Source organism: Paenibacillus sp. FSL R5-0341, assembly GCF_037975235.1.
Classification (GTDB): Bacteria; Bacillota; Bacilli; order Paenibacillales; family Paenibacillaceae; genus Paenibacillus; species Paenibacillus amylolyticus_A.
The window spans coordinates 5,404,558-5,421,487 of sequence record NZ_CP150241.1 but is presented as its reverse complement, the minus strand read 5'-3'; the positions used below and the strand labels follow the sequence as shown (position 1 = coordinate 5,421,487).

The 16,930-nt window shown below is 43.2% G+C and carries 18 protein-coding genes; 6 read left to right on the top strand and 12 right to left on the bottom strand.

Annotated elements, in window-relative coordinates; all coding sequences use genetic code 11:
• The first annotated feature begins 57 nt into the window (after window positions 1–57).
• The 4 genes from MKX75_RS24340 (at window position 58) to MKX75_RS24325 (ending at window position 2,981) form a co-directional block, all read left to right on the top strand.
• Complete coding sequence (locus tag MKX75_RS24340) at window positions 58–1,056, top strand: NADP-dependent oxidoreductase (RefSeq protein ID WP_339170584.1); 999 nt, start codon at window positions 58–60, stop codon at window positions 1,054–1,056.
• A 56-nt stretch (window positions 1,057–1,112) separates the two neighbouring features.
• A complete protein-coding gene (locus MKX75_RS24335; protein ID WP_339167211.1) occupies window positions 1,113–1,691 on the top strand; it encodes a TetR/AcrR family transcriptional regulator in 579 nt (192 codons plus the stop codon).
• An 89-nt stretch (window positions 1,692–1,780) separates the two neighbouring features.
• Window positions 1,781–2,563 (top strand): SDR family oxidoreductase, encoded by a 783-nt coding sequence (locus MKX75_RS24330; RefSeq protein WP_339167210.1) that lies wholly within the window; start codon window positions 1,781–1,783, stop codon window positions 2,561–2,563.
• A 25-nt stretch (window positions 2,564–2,588) separates the two neighbouring features.
• Window positions 2,589–2,981 carry a hypothetical protein gene (locus MKX75_RS24325; protein ID WP_339167209.1) on the top strand — a complete coding sequence of 131 codons (393 nt, stop codon included), beginning with the start codon at window positions 2,589–2,591 and terminating at the stop codon, window positions 2,979–2,981.
• A gap of 56 nt (window positions 2,982–3,037) precedes the next feature.
• Here the strand turns inward: MKX75_RS24325 and MKX75_RS24320 are convergent, their stop codons facing one another.
• The 10 genes from MKX75_RS24320 to MKX75_RS24275 form a co-directional block, all read right to left on the bottom strand.
• Window positions 3,038–3,637, bottom strand: a complete 600-nt coding sequence (locus tag MKX75_RS24320; RefSeq protein WP_339167208.1) for a methyltransferase domain-containing protein — start codon at window positions 3,635–3,637, stop codon at window positions 3,038–3,040.
• Window positions 3,638–3,670: 33 nt separating this feature from the next.
• Window positions 3,671–4,702, bottom strand: a complete 1,032-nt coding sequence (locus MKX75_RS24315) for a HAMP domain-containing sensor histidine kinase (RefSeq protein WP_339170582.1) — start codon at window positions 4,700–4,702, stop codon at window positions 3,671–3,673.
• Window positions 4,703–4,763: 61 nt separating this feature from the next.
• A complete protein-coding gene (locus MKX75_RS24310; RefSeq protein ID WP_339167207.1) occupies window positions 4,764–5,444 on the bottom strand; it encodes a response regulator transcription factor in 681 nt (226 codons plus the stop codon).
• Between the two features lie 57 nt (window positions 5,445–5,501).
• The gene (locus MKX75_RS24305) at window positions 5,502–6,068 is read right to left on the bottom strand and encodes a methyltransferase domain-containing protein (RefSeq protein WP_062838017.1); all 567 of its coding nucleotides are present in this window, start codon (window positions 6,066–6,068) and stop codon (window positions 5,502–5,504) included.
• 42 nt (window positions 6,069–6,110) lie between these two features.
• Entirely contained in the window at window positions 6,111–6,614 is a 504-nt protein-coding gene (locus MKX75_RS24300; RefSeq protein WP_339167206.1) for a DedA family protein, read from the bottom strand.
• Between the two features lie 169 nt (window positions 6,615–6,783).
• Window positions 6,784–7,869 carry a HAMP domain-containing sensor histidine kinase gene (locus MKX75_RS24295; protein ID WP_339167205.1) on the bottom strand — a complete coding sequence of 362 codons (1,086 nt, stop codon included), beginning with the start codon at window positions 7,867–7,869 and terminating at the stop codon, window positions 6,784–6,786.
• An 8-nt stretch (window positions 7,870–7,877) separates the two neighbouring features.
• Complete coding sequence (locus MKX75_RS24290) at window positions 7,878–8,525, bottom strand: phosphatase PAP2 family protein (protein ID WP_339167204.1); 648 nt, start codon at window positions 8,523–8,525, stop codon at window positions 7,878–7,880.
• A gap of 632 nt (window positions 8,526–9,157) precedes the next feature.
• Window positions 9,158–10,270, bottom strand: a complete 1,113-nt coding sequence (locus tag MKX75_RS24285) for a phosphatidylglycerol lysyltransferase domain-containing protein (protein ID WP_339167202.1) — start codon at window positions 10,268–10,270, stop codon at window positions 9,158–9,160.
• Between the two features lie 87 nt (window positions 10,271–10,357).
• Window positions 10,358–11,791, bottom strand: coding sequence for a lysylphosphatidylglycerol synthase domain-containing protein (locus tag MKX75_RS24280; protein ID WP_339167200.1), 1,434 nt, complete (start codon window positions 11,789–11,791; stop codon window positions 10,358–10,360).
• 220 nt (window positions 11,792–12,011) lie between these two features.
• Window positions 12,012–12,884 (bottom strand): AraC family transcriptional regulator, encoded by an 873-nt coding sequence (locus tag MKX75_RS24275; RefSeq protein ID WP_339167199.1) that lies wholly within the window; start codon window positions 12,882–12,884, stop codon window positions 12,012–12,014.
• A 111-nt stretch (window positions 12,885–12,995) separates the two neighbouring features.
• Here MKX75_RS24275 and MKX75_RS24270 point away from each other — a divergent pair, with 111 nt between their 5' ends.
• A complete protein-coding gene (locus MKX75_RS24270) occupies window positions 12,996–14,153 on the top strand; it encodes a Gfo/Idh/MocA family oxidoreductase (protein ID WP_339167198.1) in 1,158 nt (385 codons plus the stop codon).
• A 91-nt stretch (window positions 14,154–14,244) separates the two neighbouring features.
• Here MKX75_RS24270 and MKX75_RS24265 read toward each other — a convergent pair whose 3' ends face one another.
• Window positions 14,245–15,372, bottom strand: coding sequence for a glycoside hydrolase family 88 protein (locus MKX75_RS24265; protein WP_339167196.1), 1,128 nt, complete (start codon window positions 15,370–15,372; stop codon window positions 14,245–14,247).
• Between the two features lie 141 nt (window positions 15,373–15,513).
• On the opposite strand from MKX75_RS24265, the gene MKX75_RS24260 reads away from it, so the two are divergent.
• On the top strand, window positions 15,514–16,386 hold the full coding sequence (locus MKX75_RS24260; RefSeq protein ID WP_339167194.1) for an AraC family transcriptional regulator: 873 nt from the start codon (window positions 15,514–15,516) through the stop codon (window positions 16,384–16,386).
• 175 nt (window positions 16,387–16,561) lie between these two features.
• On the opposite strand, the gene MKX75_RS24255 is transcribed toward MKX75_RS24260, so the two are convergent.
• A complete protein-coding gene (locus MKX75_RS24255) occupies window positions 16,562–16,882 on the bottom strand; it encodes a helix-turn-helix domain-containing protein (RefSeq protein WP_036605715.1) in 321 nt (106 codons plus the stop codon).
• Window positions 16,883–16,930 lie beyond the last annotated feature (48 nt).

Sequence of the window (16,930 nt, the reverse complement as noted above, 5' to 3'; positions counted from 1 at the left end):
ACAACTGAACATTGCGCGCCATGATCCTAGTCTATAAGCAAAGGAAGAGGATAAATGATGAGAGCAGTCCAAATACGGAAATACTCCAAAAATATCCAAATGGAAATCAATGATATTGAGACACCTCAGATTCAGAGTCATGAGGTCCTCATCAGAGTAAAAGCTGCGGGTGTAAATCCACTGGATATCTTGAATATGAATGGCAGTGTTCGGATGATTGCCGACTATAGGTTACCTCTAACTTTAGGGAATGAACTATCTGGTGTCATTGAAGCTGTCGGTGATGATGTTTTGAAATTTAAAGTGGGGGATTCGGTTTATGCCAGATTGCCTTTGAATAAAATTGGGGCTTTTGCTGAATATGCGGCTGTACATGAGGATGCCTTATCCATTATGCCTGAAAATCTTTCTTTTATCGAAGCTGCTGCAGTCCCCCTTACTGCCTTGACCGCGTATCAAGCACTGCATGATGTACTCCGAGCTGAACCGAATAAAAAGCTGTTTATACCTGGAGGAACCGGTGGATTCGGTGCGATGGCTATCCCGATTGCCAAGTCCATGGGGCTAACAGTGATTACAAGTGGCAGCGAAAGAGGCAGATCACGTACACTGTCGATCGGAGCAGATCAATTTATTAATTATAAAACGGAGCATTATGCTGATATCCTGTCCGATATCGATTATGTGATCGACACCTTGGGTGCAGAGGAAATTAAAGCTGAACTGAGCATTTTGAAACCACAGGGGCAATTAGTTTCTTTGAAAGCGGGACCCAATTATCGTTTTGCAGCGGATAGCCATTTTCCGATGTGGAAAAAAGCATTGTTTGGACTTGTGGGTGCTCGTCTGGACTCTATGGCACGTAAGAATCAAAATGAATATCGCTTCATGTTTGTACACTCCAGTGGGAGTCAACTACAAAAAATCACAGCTCTTATAGAAAAAGAAGATATCAAACCTTCGATCGATTCAACATATACGTTTGATGAAATTGAAAAGGCATTGATTAAAGTGTCCACGGGTCACTCCCAGGGGAAAGTCATTCTTACCTTTTAAAGGCCCAACGAGAGCATGTTATTTCAATGTTCGTTTTCTGAACAGGAGGGAAGCTAATGGCAAGAAGCAAAGAGTTCGAAGAGTCTGTTGTACTGGATAAAGCGATGAAACTTTTTTGGGAACAAGGCTATGAGAAGACGTCTATGACGGATCTGGTCAATCATATGGGAATTCATCGTAAAAGCTTGTATGACACATTTGGCGACAAACATACCTTGTTTCTAAAGTCAGTAGATCTGTATGATCACAAAATCAGCTCCGCCCTTGCAGCAGGCGTAAAGCGATCCAAAACGGCAACTGAAGCACTTCAGTTTATATTTTCTTCTTTAATTCATGGGGAGGAATCTCCAGCATCAGGCTGCTTCATTGTCAATTCGACGGTAGAATTGGCGGCGCGGGATGACGACATGAACAACCGATCGACGGAGATGTTTGCAAATACCGAGAAACTAATCAAGGACATTATGGTGTGGGGACAGCGAGAAAATGAATTCACTACGGAGTACAACGCCGAGGTATTGGCGGAATATCTGCATAATGTAGGCGTTGGGTTAAGGGTAATGGCCAAGACTTCGATGACCAAGGAAAAACTGCTTCGTATAGCGACACTATCCATGGATCTCATACGGAAGTAGTCTATTTTTTTCAACATTATAGAATGTTCATTCTAATATTGACGTTCCAGATGAAGCATATTTTTTAGCAAAGAGAGGCAGGCAACAACATGAGGAAGACAGTACTCATCACAGGCGTATCGGGTGGGATCGGTAAAGAGTTGGCAGATCGGTTTGCCAAAGGTGGACATCATATTGTGCTGGTAGCACGAAGCAAGGGTAAGATACAGGATCTAGCTCAGGAGTATCAGAAAAAGTATGGTATTCAGACGACGGTTATTGCCAAAGATGTGGCGGCACCTGGGGTACCACAGGAGATTTATAATGAGCTGAAGGAAAAGGGCATTGTTGTTGACTATCTTGTCAATAATGCAGGCTTCGGTCTGTTCGGGACGTTTATGGAAACGGATCTGGAACAAGAAGTCAATATGATTGACGTAAATATAACGGCTTTAACCGTCATGACAAAACTATTCTTGCCGGGGATGATCCAACGTGGGCACGGTGGCGTGATGAATGTGGCTTCATTGGTAGGCTTTTTCCCTGGACCGATGATGTCGGTATATTATGCAACAAAGGCATACGTACTATCATTCACCGAGGCTCTGGAGAATGAAGTAAGCGGAACTGGTGTTACGGTGACGGCATTGTGCCCAGGCCTGACTTCCACCGGGTTTGTTGATCGGTCGGGTATGGGGGTCTCGAAGATGTTGCAGGGCCCAATCATGGAAGCTGGACAGGTGGCGGAAGAAGGATATCAAGGCTTCTTGCGTGGCAAGACGTTAATTATGCCTGGAGCTCGAAATCGATTCATTGCATTTATGCCGCGATTGTTACCACGTAAGATGATGACTCGCATAATTAGATCCTCCCAAGACAAGACAGGACATTAAATATTAAAAAAAGGAGCTGGTCGAAATGATTTTTTATGATTCCCCTCAAGCAACCGTTACATGGAATGAGGAAAACAAGGTAGTTGTTTTGCAATGGAAGAGCTTTGCGAAAGGTGAACAATATCGTATACCGCTAAATAAAGTGTTGGAGTTAGCGGTGCAAAAACGCACAAATAAGGCGTTATACGATAGCCGTCACTTGGCCGTTATTTCGCCAGATGACCAAGAATGGGTTGCACAAGAGTGGTATCTGAGATCAATGGAGGCCGGAATTACGCATTCAGCACTGATTGTTCCCCATAAAGCGATAGCTAAATCAAGTGCAAACCGAATGCTCTCAGGAATGGAGATATCCAATCCAACTCAAGAATTCCATGACATAGATGAGGCATTTCATTGGCTGGCAACCGTAAAATGAGAATGTGACAAAACAGGATATGCATAAATCAATGGAGTGCTGTAGTAATAATGCAATCAGGTTTCCCCCAATTCTCTCGTTTCACTGTGTCCTTCCTCTTCCTTCTTACGACAAATATACACAAATACAGGAGGGAAGCTGAAGGGCTCAAATTGGATTTTTTCAATCTCGAATAGTTCAGCTAATCGTTTCTTCATATGAAGGGAGTACTGGTATAAAACTAACGTGCCACCAGGTCGGAGCGCTGTATGGATCTGTGACAGGATGTTGTGTCTCATTTCTCTGGAAAAATTAAAAAAGGGCAGTCCACAAATGATGTTATCCAACTGATGCACATGTTCTTGATTAATCCTTTTCAATAGATAAGATGCATTCGAATGAAACATGAATTCAGGATATGTTTTCTTCAGATTACTTCTCATTTTGGGGTCTCTTTCAAATAGAAACACGGTTGCAGATTTCGGTAATTGTGCTCTTATGAGCCGGGTGATGGCACCTGTTCCTGGTCCCAGCTCTGCAATGGTTCTGATCTCATCCCATCGTACAGACTGGACAATTTTCTTGGCCAAAGATTTGGAGCTGGGGAGGACACTGCCTACACGTTTGGGATTCTTTAGAAATCCTTGCAGAAAGAGAAGGGGTTCGGATGTTTTCATGTGGTATCCTCCATTATCAATGCTATTGATGTTTCACTGGATGTTAGAAGGCAAGCTTAGTTGGAATATAAATATGTTACGCGTATGTTTTAGCGTTAAAGTCCCCTGATGTAACTCCGCAATGTTCCTCGCAATAGAAAGACCCAGACCAGATCCTGACTGAATACCTTCGCTATTTCTCGAATAATCCACCTTATAAAAGCGATCAAACAGTCTGTTTTTTTGTTCTATCGTTAGTGGCATGCCTTTATTCTCTACATCAATGGTAACGTGATTATGCTGCACACTCATTCGAACATGAATTGTGCCCGGTTTAAAGGAATACTTCAATGCATTCATGAGAAGATTGTCGATGGCTCGTGCAATCTTATCGCTATCCAGGGAAACCATGATGGGAGCATCACCGAGTTTTTTTTCAATACGAATCCCATGCTCCTGAGCTAAAGGTTCGAATTCAAACAACAATTGTTCCAATAGCTGACAGAGGTCAACAGTTTTCAAATCCAATTGGGTGTTCACTGCGTTAAGACGCGTATATTCAAATAAATCATCGAGTAACTTCTTCAAATGGGTTGCTTTGTTGTAGGTATTTTGGATGAAACGGTCATACTCTGCTTTGTCTTGAAATGATTCTGATTTGAGAAGCTCAATATAGCCAATTATGCTGGTAAGCGGTGTACGCAAGTCATGTGAGATGCCAGTGATCATGTCCATCTTGGATTGCTCCAATTCACGTTCTTTAGCAATCTGTTGCTTTAACTGTTCTGTCATGTGATTGATGTTGGAAGCGACTCGCCCAAGTTCATCTTGTCGATTAACGGGCACCCGGTAATTCAGATTTCCTTCGGATATGATTTGAAGCCCTTGCTCCAAGCGAATAATGTCTTTAACCATTCGACGAGTTAATAACAGAAAAGTTAAGATAAAAGTGAGTATAAAAATGGGAGTTATGACATACGGAAGCGAATTACGAAACCAAGCCTGCTCCCAAGCTTTAAAAACCTCTATAGAAAGAAAAATGAGCAAGTTATTAAATCCTGCTGCAACAATAGTACTCAAAACAATTCGGATTAATATATTGATTTGAATTTTTTTCTTTCGTTTCCGAGGTAAAGGACGAGATCTTTTAGTCAATTTTATAACCCACTCCCCATACCGTTTTAATATACTGAGGTTCTCTTGGATTCAATTCCAGCTTTTCTCGCAGATTGCGAATATGGACCATCACCGTATTATCGGAATATCCATAAGGTTCTTTCCACACGGTCTCATAAATCTTCTCGGAGCTAAATACTTGTCCGGGATGGCTTGCAAGTAACACCAAAATGGAAAACTCCAGGGGCGTTAGTGGAATGTCTTTTTCTTTTAGCTTCACGGAATGTTTACTTGTATCAATGACAAGGTCCTTGATCAAAATAAGTGAATTGGATTCTGGTTTCCCGATCAGTGTTTGACGTCGCAGCTGAGCCTTAACGCGAGCAAGTAACTCTAATGGATTAAATGGTTTGACCATGTAATCGTCAGCCCCGGTAGTCAGGCCTGTAATTTTATCGATGTCCTCTTCCTTGGCAGATAGCATAATAATGGGAATGGTGGATACTTCTCTTATTTTGAAGCAGGCTTTGATTCCATCCATAACGGGCATCATAACATCCAGAATAACGAGCTGGACCGATGTTGTTTTGATCATATTTAGCGCTTCTTCCCCATTGGCTGCTTCAATGACATGATATCCTTCGTTACGTAAATAGACATGAATGACATCACGGATATCGGGTTCATCATCAACGACAAGAACGGTATTCACAATTTAACACTCCTTAAAAATTAAGATAACATCAGTGTAAACGATAGCCCGGAATGTTTAAATTGTTTCCTTTTTGCGACAGACATAAACGAACGCAGGTGGGATATTCAAAGGCACTAATTCTATTTTTTCGATGATAAAGTGTTCGGATAATGTTTTTTTCATTTGAAGAGAATATTGAAAGGCGATGAATAACCCTCCAGGCTTGAGTGCCTTATGGATCTGGTCTACCAACGTATTTCTTAATTCAGCCTCAAAGTTGAAGAACGGCAATCCGCTAAAAATGTAATCCAGTTGCTGAACACCCTCTTGATTCATGGATTCCACTAATCGAGCGGCATCTGGATAACAGGAGAATTCCGGGTATGTTCTCTGCAGATTATTCCTCATCGTTTCGTTCATCTCAAACAATAACACTTTAGTTGAATCCTGTACCTGTTGATGAATATAACGAGTGATGGCACCTGTACCCGATCCGAGTTCGGCAACTGCTTTGGCCTCCAGCCAAGACGCTTGATTCACCATTTTGTTGGCGAGAAACCGGGAACTGGGTATGATGCTACCGACATGTTTAGGGCTTTGAAGAAAGCTTTTCAGAAATAAGATAGGTTCATTGGAATTCATTGAGATGCCTCCATGTAAGTCATGATATGTGATTCAATCCGGTCAAAAATGGAATAATTGAAGCGTAGATAGAATGGGACCACCGAAGTAAGTTCCTGCTGTAAAATAGGTGATGGTCCAGAGCAAAGCACTGGAATATGAAATAAGAGCAAATTTTCTATAATGAACGTCGCTCAGCCCAATCACAACAGGGAGGACGTATCGCACAAGCGGGATAAACAAACCGATGCACATTGCCCAATTGCCGTACTGGTTCAGAATTCGTTCAGCCTTGACGAAGTGTTTATGATGTTGAAATCTGTGTTTTATCTTGGGTCCGAACATCTTTCCTGCAAAATAAGCAAAGGTAATGGCCGTTAAAAGTCCTGCCAGAATGCAAAAGTATGTGATCCATGAATTGATAACTCCTGTGTGGCTCAGAATGGCACCGCTGATAATCGTGATCTCATTTGGAATTGGAATCCCGAAAGGCCCTAATGAGAAGGCAAAATAAAAAATCAGATATCCATACTGATGAAGTAGCTCTAAGATCGTATTACTGATCATTGTTTTGCCTCCTCTCTTGTCGATATAGAAATCATAATGAAAAAAACTAAGGAATTAATGAGCATATTTCTGAAGAAAATCTAAAGAATACATAAGCAAAGCCATACAACTATGTTCAAGAGAAAAAAGCCTTGCCAACTTACTGGCAAGACTTGAACAGGTGGAACTATCAGGAACGGTGATCAAGTGGCACAGTCACAACAATAATGTTGTTCGCGTGATTCAAAGTTAACGTGCCACCCTGAAGCTTAATCATATTTCTGGCGATATGAAGGCCCATTGCAGTTCTGGCATAGATCTCTGATGCAGTGCGGGATGAGCTATGCTGTTGTGTACGATTCATAGGTATGCCGTATGCATCAGGATGAGAGGAGAAATTACCTTCTATCCCAATAACGAGCTGTCTGTGATCAGCTTTGAAGATCAGGCGAATGGTACCTGGCTTAGTGGAGTGTTTGAGCACATGGGATAGTAGATTATGGAGTGCCATTTCTATTTTTGCAACATCGATATAAGCCATAATCGGAGAAGAAGGCAACTCTTTTTCCACCATAAAGTCATGATCTTTCGCTGTCGATTCAAAGTCAGAAATGGTTCGCTGCATAAGCTGAACGACGTCCGCTTTTTCTAAATTCAACTGGGTATCATGGGCAGAGAGTCGGGCATGCTGGATTAGATCATTCATTAGCTTTCGAAATTGAAAGGCATCTGTATATGTTTCTTGTATAATCCGGTTATATTCTTCCTGGTTCCTAAATGAATTGGTTTTTAACAACTCCACGTTTCGAATGATCCCTTCCAGGGGTGCGTAAAGCTCATTAGATATGCCTTCAATCCATTCTCTCTTGGCGGTCTCGCTCTCATATTCCTCGATCATCTGTTCTTGTAATTGCTCCACCATGGATTGAAGTTGAGACGAAAATTTTCTTAATTCAACAAGTTGAAGCCGAGGCACTCGATAGCTCAAGTCTCCTTCAGATATGATGCTTATCGCGTGATCCAAAGTGGCAATTTCTTTAACGATGCGATGAGTCAGAATGAAAAAAGATATCACAAAAAACGTAGTAAATAGGATAAGAACAAGATATGCCAGGTGCAATTGCAATAGATGCAGCTTGGCTACATGATGAACTGCCGCAAGCGGAAGCATGCATATGAAGGTCATGAGCAAGGCTATCAGAAAACTCAAACCAGAACTGATCAGGATATGGAAACGAATACGATGTTTGCGATAAAACCAGGGGGAATCTGTCAATGTTCATCTCACTCCAATCGAGTCGATTTAACACGCGATGAGAGAGCGTGGAGGGTTGTTCCAGTCAAACGGAAACAAAGCTCTCCAACCAGGATGCCACCTGCAATATCTACGACGACATGTTGTTTCACCAGTACAGTAGACATCATAATAAGAACGGATAGGGTGGAAGTCATCGCCCATATCGCTCGTCCAAACACACGCGTTCCTCTAAGGATCAGATAACTGGTCAGGACATGAATGCTGGGAAAACAGTTGTAGGGTTGATCGTTACGATAGATGTAATCAACCATGGTAAAGAGAAAGCCTTTCTCCCCTTGGATGTTCGGGCGTTCAATCGCTGTCTGGAACAGAGCGAAGAAGATGTATGAGATCACCAGACCGCTGCAAAGTGCAATGAGCGTTTGAAAATAGGTTCGCTTGTCCTTAAAAGCAAGTGCTATTAATGCACCTGTAATGAACGGGTACCATAATACATAAGGAATGATAAAGGCCGGGACAAAAGGGATCATGGAATCCAGGGGTGTTGCAAGACTATAAACATGATCCCCAGGGCGATTTAGTACACCATAGAAGATATTTAAGATTGGAACGGCTGCAAGCCAAAGCAAGGAAAGCCAGGCTGATTTGGTAGATGACGGATTGGAAAGCTTCAAATGCTCAACTCCTATACGGATTTATCAATGTATCCATAGTAGAGATAAACTCTGAAGAACTTGAGAGGGATTTTCTAAAGAATTTCTGAATATCAGGTAAAATTTGTCTCGAAAATGAGTGGTATGAACAGATGGCATAAAGAAGAGCTGAGACGTCATAATGACGACTCAGCTCTTTTTTATGTCCGATGGAAACGAACTTTTTGAAATCAGATTATTGTAGGAAGTAGAACCAGTTCAATTTTATACCAGTAACAAAAAACAAAACAATCCATCCCCACAGAAATAACAAACGTAGAGGTCGTGGAATCAGTAGATATTCTGAGTACAATTTGCTGAAAAATATCATCACACTAATAACCACCCCTGCTAAGTTACTCCCTTATATCCGCTTTCGAAAGACAAAGAAGTAAGACGATAAGATAACCAAGACCCCAATAAGTCTATATACCGTGGCGTAGGCCTCAAGGTTGCTTCTGGTGATTACAAATCCGATAATCGAAATAGTTAATATCAAAAGACCAAAGGGGATTTTATAACTCAGATAAAAAACCTCCAGTTATATCAAAATTAGGTATATTATATCATAATAAACACCAGAGGTCTTTTTTTATATCAGATTCACCCTACCATTACTCATTAGGACAACGAGACACTAACCGAATAAGATCAAGCGTAAGCATGGGGAGTGCCATGCCTGAAGGATAAGCCAAGTATCTCGCATACCATTCCGGAGAGAATTTTTCCTTATAACGGCGTAGTCCTTCAAATCCATACCAGTACCCACCATATCGAAAGACCAGACGGGCTAGTTTTTCTTCACGATGAGAGTTCTGATTCTCACCGACGCTGGAGAGCGGAGACATTCCGAGATTAAAGTAAGAATACCCCTGTTCTTTGGCCCATTCAATCAAACGTACAAATAGCACATCCATCGTACCATTCGGTGTATCATTCAGATGACGCATCAGATCAATGGAGATGACTTGATGTTGACTATAGGAAGGGGCCAGCGTTGCAAAAGCCAAAATATTGCCTTGTGCATTACGAAGCAGTGTTAAGGGTGAGCGCTGAATATAGGTTTCGTTGAACCACCCCAATGAGTACGTTTTTTCTTTACGGTCACCGAGCCACTCGTCCGAAATCTGACGCAATTCAGATAGTAATTCTGAAGAATATGGCGGGGATAATACTTCAAAGTTCTGCCCTTCGCGAGCTGACTTATTTAAGGCTGTTCGTAAGTTTTGATTACTTTTCCCACTTAGGGTAAAGGTGTCTAGAGGTACCAAAGCTTCTTCACCTAATTTGAAAAATTTGTAGCCATTCTCATGATAGATCGATAGGTATTCAGGTGTAGCCTGATAAAAAACCACGGTCAATGCATAATGATGCGCATAGCTCTGAAATTGTTGAATTGCAGCACCAACAAGGTTTTTATTGCCGATTGGATCACCAAGTACAATGAGTTTCTGACGTACTTGAGCGTACGGAATCAGAACCTGATCATTTTGGGCCCAGTAAAAATGTTTGTCACCCAGATAGAGGAGATGAGTTAACAGATTACCGTCTTCTGTAGCAATGAATTGAGTGAATTTATCCATATCTTCTTCATCAGGGCGCATTTCTGTATAGCGAGACGGACGTAATGTGAAGACAAAAGCCATCACAATCAAAGCGCCCATTAATCCACTAAGCGCTGTTAACATATAGTCGTGAGGATGTGACACCCATTGTTGCGCACGCATGGGCAGGTGTTGCAGAATAGCCGGATGTAGCTGTGACCCAATAATGTAATACGATAACGATGAGATTAGAGCAAGAAACGTCCAGATTCAGATGCTACGTGCAGATATATGAACACTCTCACGATTAAATCGTGTAGGAGATATCCACAGAATGAACGCCACGGTTAATAATATAAGTGCTTCTTCGTAATCAAATCCTTTGGCAAATGTGAAAATGGCTCCTGCTAACAACAATGCTCCAGTCCACAAGTATGCTCGGCGAATACGCATGGATATCCCCCAGGATATGACGATAAGCATGATACCGATAGTTACTGACAATTGTTCAGATAAGCGCATCATGGATAAAGATAACAGATGTTCCATGAAGCGCAACCGATCTATAAAGCCTGGAGAAACCGCGGAGATGAGTAGAAGGACCCCGCTAGCGAATACGAGCTTACCAAGCATCCACGCACCCAGATCACTAAGCAAACTGAAACGTGAAGGCCAATTCCAGCATCTGACCCATATGTTACGTGTAGCATTGAAACAGTTCTTCGTAATATCCTGCCATTGCTGTCGACTTGGACGCATCTCAAGCCCGGCCAACACCAGACCGATGAGCCAAGGAATGACAAAGTAAAACATGCGGAATAACAGCAAAATCATCAGTGCTCGAGAAGGCTCAACACCTAATGTCTGCAATCCGAGTAAGGCGATCAGATCAAAAGCTCCAATGCCGCCTGGAGCCATACTAATGATTCCCGCAATGGCTGCCACAACGTATACCCCAAATACCGGAGCAAACGGTGAGGGGTGCAGATCAGAAAAAGCAAACAACCAAAATAGTGTTCCTGCACAAGCCCATTCCAGCACAGATGACCCCAGAGAAGCGAGAATGACGCTCCATGGTAATCTACCATTTCCCTTGTTAAACCATTTGGCGAAAAGGGATGAACGTTGCATGAGTAAGAAAAATGGCAAGTATAAGGCAACTCCCCATACGCCGATTCGAAGCCAAGGATGTTGTTCAAATAGGGGTTCTACAGGCAAAATACCGATTAGTGCAAGACCGCCAAGCAAGGATAGGCCAACCAATAAAACAGGCGATAAAAAAAGTATGGCAGCGCCCATTGTTTTCATGGGAATCCCGCTTTTCTTATAAAGAAACGCACGTAATCCTACACCGGTAAGACCTGCGAACCCAACCATATTATTAAAAGTGTTAGCGATCCAGGCGTAACGATACGTGGTTATCCAATGAATATTGAGCTTAAACTGTTTTCGAATTAGAAAATCATACGTACTCATCACAGATACGGCTATAAACGAAGTAATGATTAATTGAACGATGACATGAACTGGCTTCATATGTATTTCATGAATAATGCTAGCTATATTAATACGCTGAATCTCATGTCTTCCATATTCATAGATAATGACAAGAATCGTTAGAGGGATTAGAGCCCTAATGATTTTGGAGTGATAACAAGCTTTTAGAAACTGAAATAACTTAAGGTTTTGAAGCAAATCTTTCATTGTATCTTGGACTCCACCTTTATGAAAAAATAGAATTTAACGTTATTGGGCAGGGGCCACGGGTATTTTGCGAGCTTCCTGCCGTACAGGAATCATATTGAAAAAAACTAAGGATTTCATGGGTATATTTCTAAAGAAAATCTGAAGAATTGAAGGGGGATTAAATTCAATAAGTGTGAACTGATAGTGAAGACAAGGATGGAAGTATTCATGCGGAATATTACTTCCATCCCTGCACCTTCAGCCGATATTGATGCGGTGTAGATCCTGTGGCAGTACGGAATACTTTGCAAAAGTAGGAGGGGCTGGTCATACCAACACGGTGACCGATTTCGGGAACGGTGAGCGAGGAACGGGTGAGCAGCGCACAGGCATGACGAATGCGGGTGGCTTGAGCATACGCAACGATTGTGGTTCCGGTCGCTTTTTTGAAAACATGAGACAGATGGTAGGGAGATAAATGAAGTGTATCTGCGATATCCTCCAAACGAAAAGGCTCATGGTAATGCTGTTCAATCCATTGCATGATGGATTCGGCATGAGGGTGAAGAACGCTTGCACTGGACGAGAGTACATCCTGGGAGCGGCGCTGCTGGCCGTCTTGCCACAGATAGCGAAGCTGTGCGAGCAGATCCAATAAAAAGAGGCGAGTATCCTCATCTACTTCGTGGGGAAGCAGACCTGGATACGTATCTGCATATTGTTCCATTCGTTGAACGAGAGGGGAAGTGTCAGCAAGTCGGATCGGCTGAATGGGGGATTGCTCTCCCAGCAGATCCTGTATGAAGTGGTGAGTCGCCACAAAATGCGACCAAAGTGCCTTCAATATATCAAGCTCAACCATGAGTACATTTCGAATGAAAGGCTGCTGTCTGGATACTTGAATCTGGACGTGGTGCAATTGAAAAGGTCGAAAAATCATGAGCATACCAGGTTCAAGAGAGAACACCTGCCCTTCGGTGATCAACTGCCCATATCCCTCGTGGATATAGGTTATCTCCATCTGCGAATGAGCATGAAACACTTCGCGAAACGTAGTGTTGGATGTACGACGACAGGCCAGATTAAATTGTTCTCCCAGGATGATGGACATCAGGATTGCCTCCCTTAACATACGCAAGATAGTTTTATTTTAGCACAAGATGAACGCATAAAAGCGCTTTATTATTGTGTATTGTGAAGGGAATAAGGGAGGTATGTAACGATGTTAAAAGTGGCAATTATCGGAGCAGGTGCAATTAGTGGAGCGCATATCTCAGCATATTTGGCATTTCCTGAGCGATGTCAGATTGTTGCTGTGGTCGACATGTACGTGGATAAAGCACAGAAGCGAATTAACGAATATGGACTGGAAGGTGCGCAAGCGGTCACGGATTACACAGAGTTACTTGCCCAGAATATAGATCTGGTTTCAGTCTGTACGCCGCCGTATACACATGCTCCAATTGCGTGTGAATTCATGCAAGCAGGTGCGCATGTGCTGGTCGAAAAGCCGATGGCATCTTCTCTGGAGGAAGCAGATCTGATGCTGAGAGCAGCGCAAGCAAGTGGCAAGCTACTATCCGTTGTAGCTCAGAATCGTTTTACGACACCGATGATGAAGCTGAAAGGTGTGTTGGATAGTAAACAGATGGGCCCTATCGTACATGTGCAGGTTGATTCGTTCTGGTGGCGGGGCCACAATTATTATGATCTGTGGTGGCGCGGGACATGGGAAAAAGAAGGCGGAGGCTGCACCCTCAATCATGCAGTGCATCATATTGATGCCATGCTTTGGATGATGGGACCTCCAGTGGAATTGCAGGCGATGATGGCGAATACGGCACATGATAATGCCGAAGTCGAGGATGTATCCATGGCGATGCTTCGCTTCCAGGAAGGGGCGCTTGGCATGATTACCAGTTCGGTCGTGCATCACGGAGAGGAGCAGCAGTTAATTTTTCAGGGCAAAGAAGCCCGGGTATCTGCACCTTGGAAAGTGGTTGCTTCTACTGCACGAAGTAACGGATTTCCGGAACCCAATCAAGAGCTGGAACAGCAGATTCAGAAGCTGGCTGACGAATTACCGGATGTTGTTTATGTCGGTCACGCTGGGCAAGTTGAGAATGTGTTAAACGCTATTGAGACAGGATCACCCCTTCTGGTAGATGGAGAAAGTGGTCGAAATACGCTTGAACTGATTGTGGGTATCTATAAGTCGGCAAGCACGGGAGAAAAGGTTATTTTTCCAATAGGGGCGGAAGACGCGTTTTACACAAGAGAGGGAATTATGCAACATGCCGTACACTTTTATGAAAAGAAGACGACGGTAGAGAACTTCGAGGATTCGAGTATTACGCTCGGTAGCAAGTTGGATTCGTAGTTTTTTACGCGAAAAAGATGCCCCCTCACAATACAGTGAGATCGGCATCTTTTTTTGTTTTAGGTCGATTACACCTACATCACCACCGAAATCAATACACCCGGTGCTTCCAACCATTTAACTTCGCAACCGCTTCCAGATAATAATAATCCCCATAGATCAGAGAGACATCGATGAAGGAATTACCGCTGCCTGTAGCGTGCAGCAGAATCGATTCATGCTCGGGTTGATCCCAAACGGCATAGTTCTCGGTTAAAGAACGAAGGATACGTTCAGCTGCATCTGTGTATAGGCGTTTCTCGCCTTCGGGAACGACGGCGGCCAGCTCTAGAAGACCGGATGCAGCAATGGCTGCGGCGGAACTGTCGCGGGACTGGCCTTCCAGCGTCGGAAGTCTGAAATCCCAGTAGGGGACATGATCCTCTGGCAGCGCAGCAATAAAGTAATGTGCGATCCGTTTCGCTGTGTTCAGGAATCGTTCATCCTGGGTATACCGATACGTGTTGGCGAATCCATAGAGACCCCATGATGTACCTCGACTCCATGATGAATGCGGGGCATATCCTTGACCACCAAAACATTCAATATATCGTCCATCTTCGGGATCAAAGGAGATGATATGTTTGGTCGATCCATCTTCTCGGACACCATATTGCATGGTCGTTTCGGCATGATTAATGGCAATATGTCTGTACCGAGGGTCACCCATCACTTCAGAGGCCCAGAACAACAGAGAGATATTCAGCATGCAATCAATGATGGCCCAACCGTATTTATCCTCATTCCAGGCTCGAATGAATTTCCCTGCCGGATTGTAACGACCTGCAAGGAAATTGGCTGCCTCCAGACCACGTCTGAGTGCATCCTCGTCGCCTGTGATTTTATGTTTGATAACAGCGGTGGAGAGGAACTGGAAGCCCACATCATGATGAAGCTCCACGGTAGGTTTAACAAACCATTGCTCCAGCATCTCATCCCACGACCATGCCGTATCCCGATAGGATTGTTCTCCCGTCATTTCATACATAATCCATAACATGCCAGGCCAGAAACCGGAAGCCCACCAGTCGGTATTGATGTTATCGTACTTGCCGTCTTTCCCTGCAAAATGAGGGCATTTATCTCCAATATGTTCTTTCATTTCACCTACTTTTCGTTCCAATCTCTGCATTACTTCTTGCCAATATGTGGTTGTAACAGCCGATCCTGGTTTAGTCATATCCAGCCTCCTGAGTGTAGAATTAGAAAGTAAGATAACGCTTTCTCATGAGCTCAGTATATCTTTTTTCATTCACACAAAGTTGTGTTAGGATATGAAGAAATGTTGTTCTGTTGTCATCATAGGAGAGGGTGAATAGGGATGCTGGAGCGTGTGGAATTTGGAGGATCTACGTTAGCGTGGGATTATCAAATCAAGTCTGTGGATCATTTCAAAGGATATTATCATTGGCATCAATGTGGAGAATTTCTATACGTTCAACAAGGTGAGGGCATAGTAGTCGTTAACAATCATACCTATCCGATTCGACAAGGCATGCTGTTCTTTTTCCAACCCTATCAATTGCATCATGTCTATGCAGAAGTTCATCCCAATACCCCGTATGAGCGAAATATCTTCTATGTAGAGCCGATAGTCATGGATCGTTATCTAGAAGCGTTCCCACATCGGCGTTCTTTTTTTTCGAGGTTGTGGAATGGGCGCAATCAGCAACAAGTTTTTGACCTGAGTTCCCACATGGATCAACTGGATTGGATGTATGAGAGCTACAATCAGTCTCGGAGTCGTGTTGGGGGAGAATGGGAGGAATCGGTTCTGTTTTTGCTTCAACTATTGAGTGTCTTGGATCAACAAAAAGAGGGAGCAGATGAAGCGCTATCACAGTTAACGGATTCACGTCATCTGAGACACTCGGAGAAGATGATGCGATGGATTGAAGAGCATTTCGATTATGAGATGAGATTGGATCAGATGGCGGCAGATGTTCATCTGTCCAAATCGTATGCTTCCCGCATTTTTCATCAAGAGACAGGTAGCAGCATTACGGATTACGTTACAGCTCGAAGGTTGAAGCAAGCCTACTTGCTCCTTGAGACAACAACACTTTCGGTGGAGGAGATTGGCAGACGTGCCGGATTTCCGAATGGCTCGTATTTCATACAATTATTTCGCAAATCTGCTGGGACGACCCCGCTGCAGTATCGACAACAATTTGAACGGAGCAGTAAGCATTAATTTGGATTGAAAAAAATAGCGTTATTACGTCTCTATATACAATTAGTATTCACCGTTGGAAGTGAAAAAATCCCGGATGCGGATTGCACTAGCCATTTGCTAAATGCGATACTCCACCTCCGGGATTACACAGCGTCACCTTCAAGCAAATAAACCATAATGATTCCTCAAAATGTTACAGCCACTTATCAGCCCAACGTTCCACGGCGCTTAGCGCTCTCCCCAGTTCCGTGCCTTTTCGTGACAACATATATTCAGTCCGAACTGGACGTTCCGTGACCACATGGCGAACCACAAGTCCTTCTTCCTCCAATTCCTTCATTCGCTCATTTAACACACGTTTGCTCAAGTCAGGGATATAAGCGTGAATCTCACTGAAGCGTTTGGGCTCCTCCATCAACGCATGAATAATGAGGGCTACCCATTTTCGGCCAATGATCTGATAAGATTGTTCCACTTTTGTGCATATTTGCTTGGCATTCTCATCATCGCTCATGATTGTACTCCTTTGATTTAATATTGCTTGTAATATCATTAGTATACT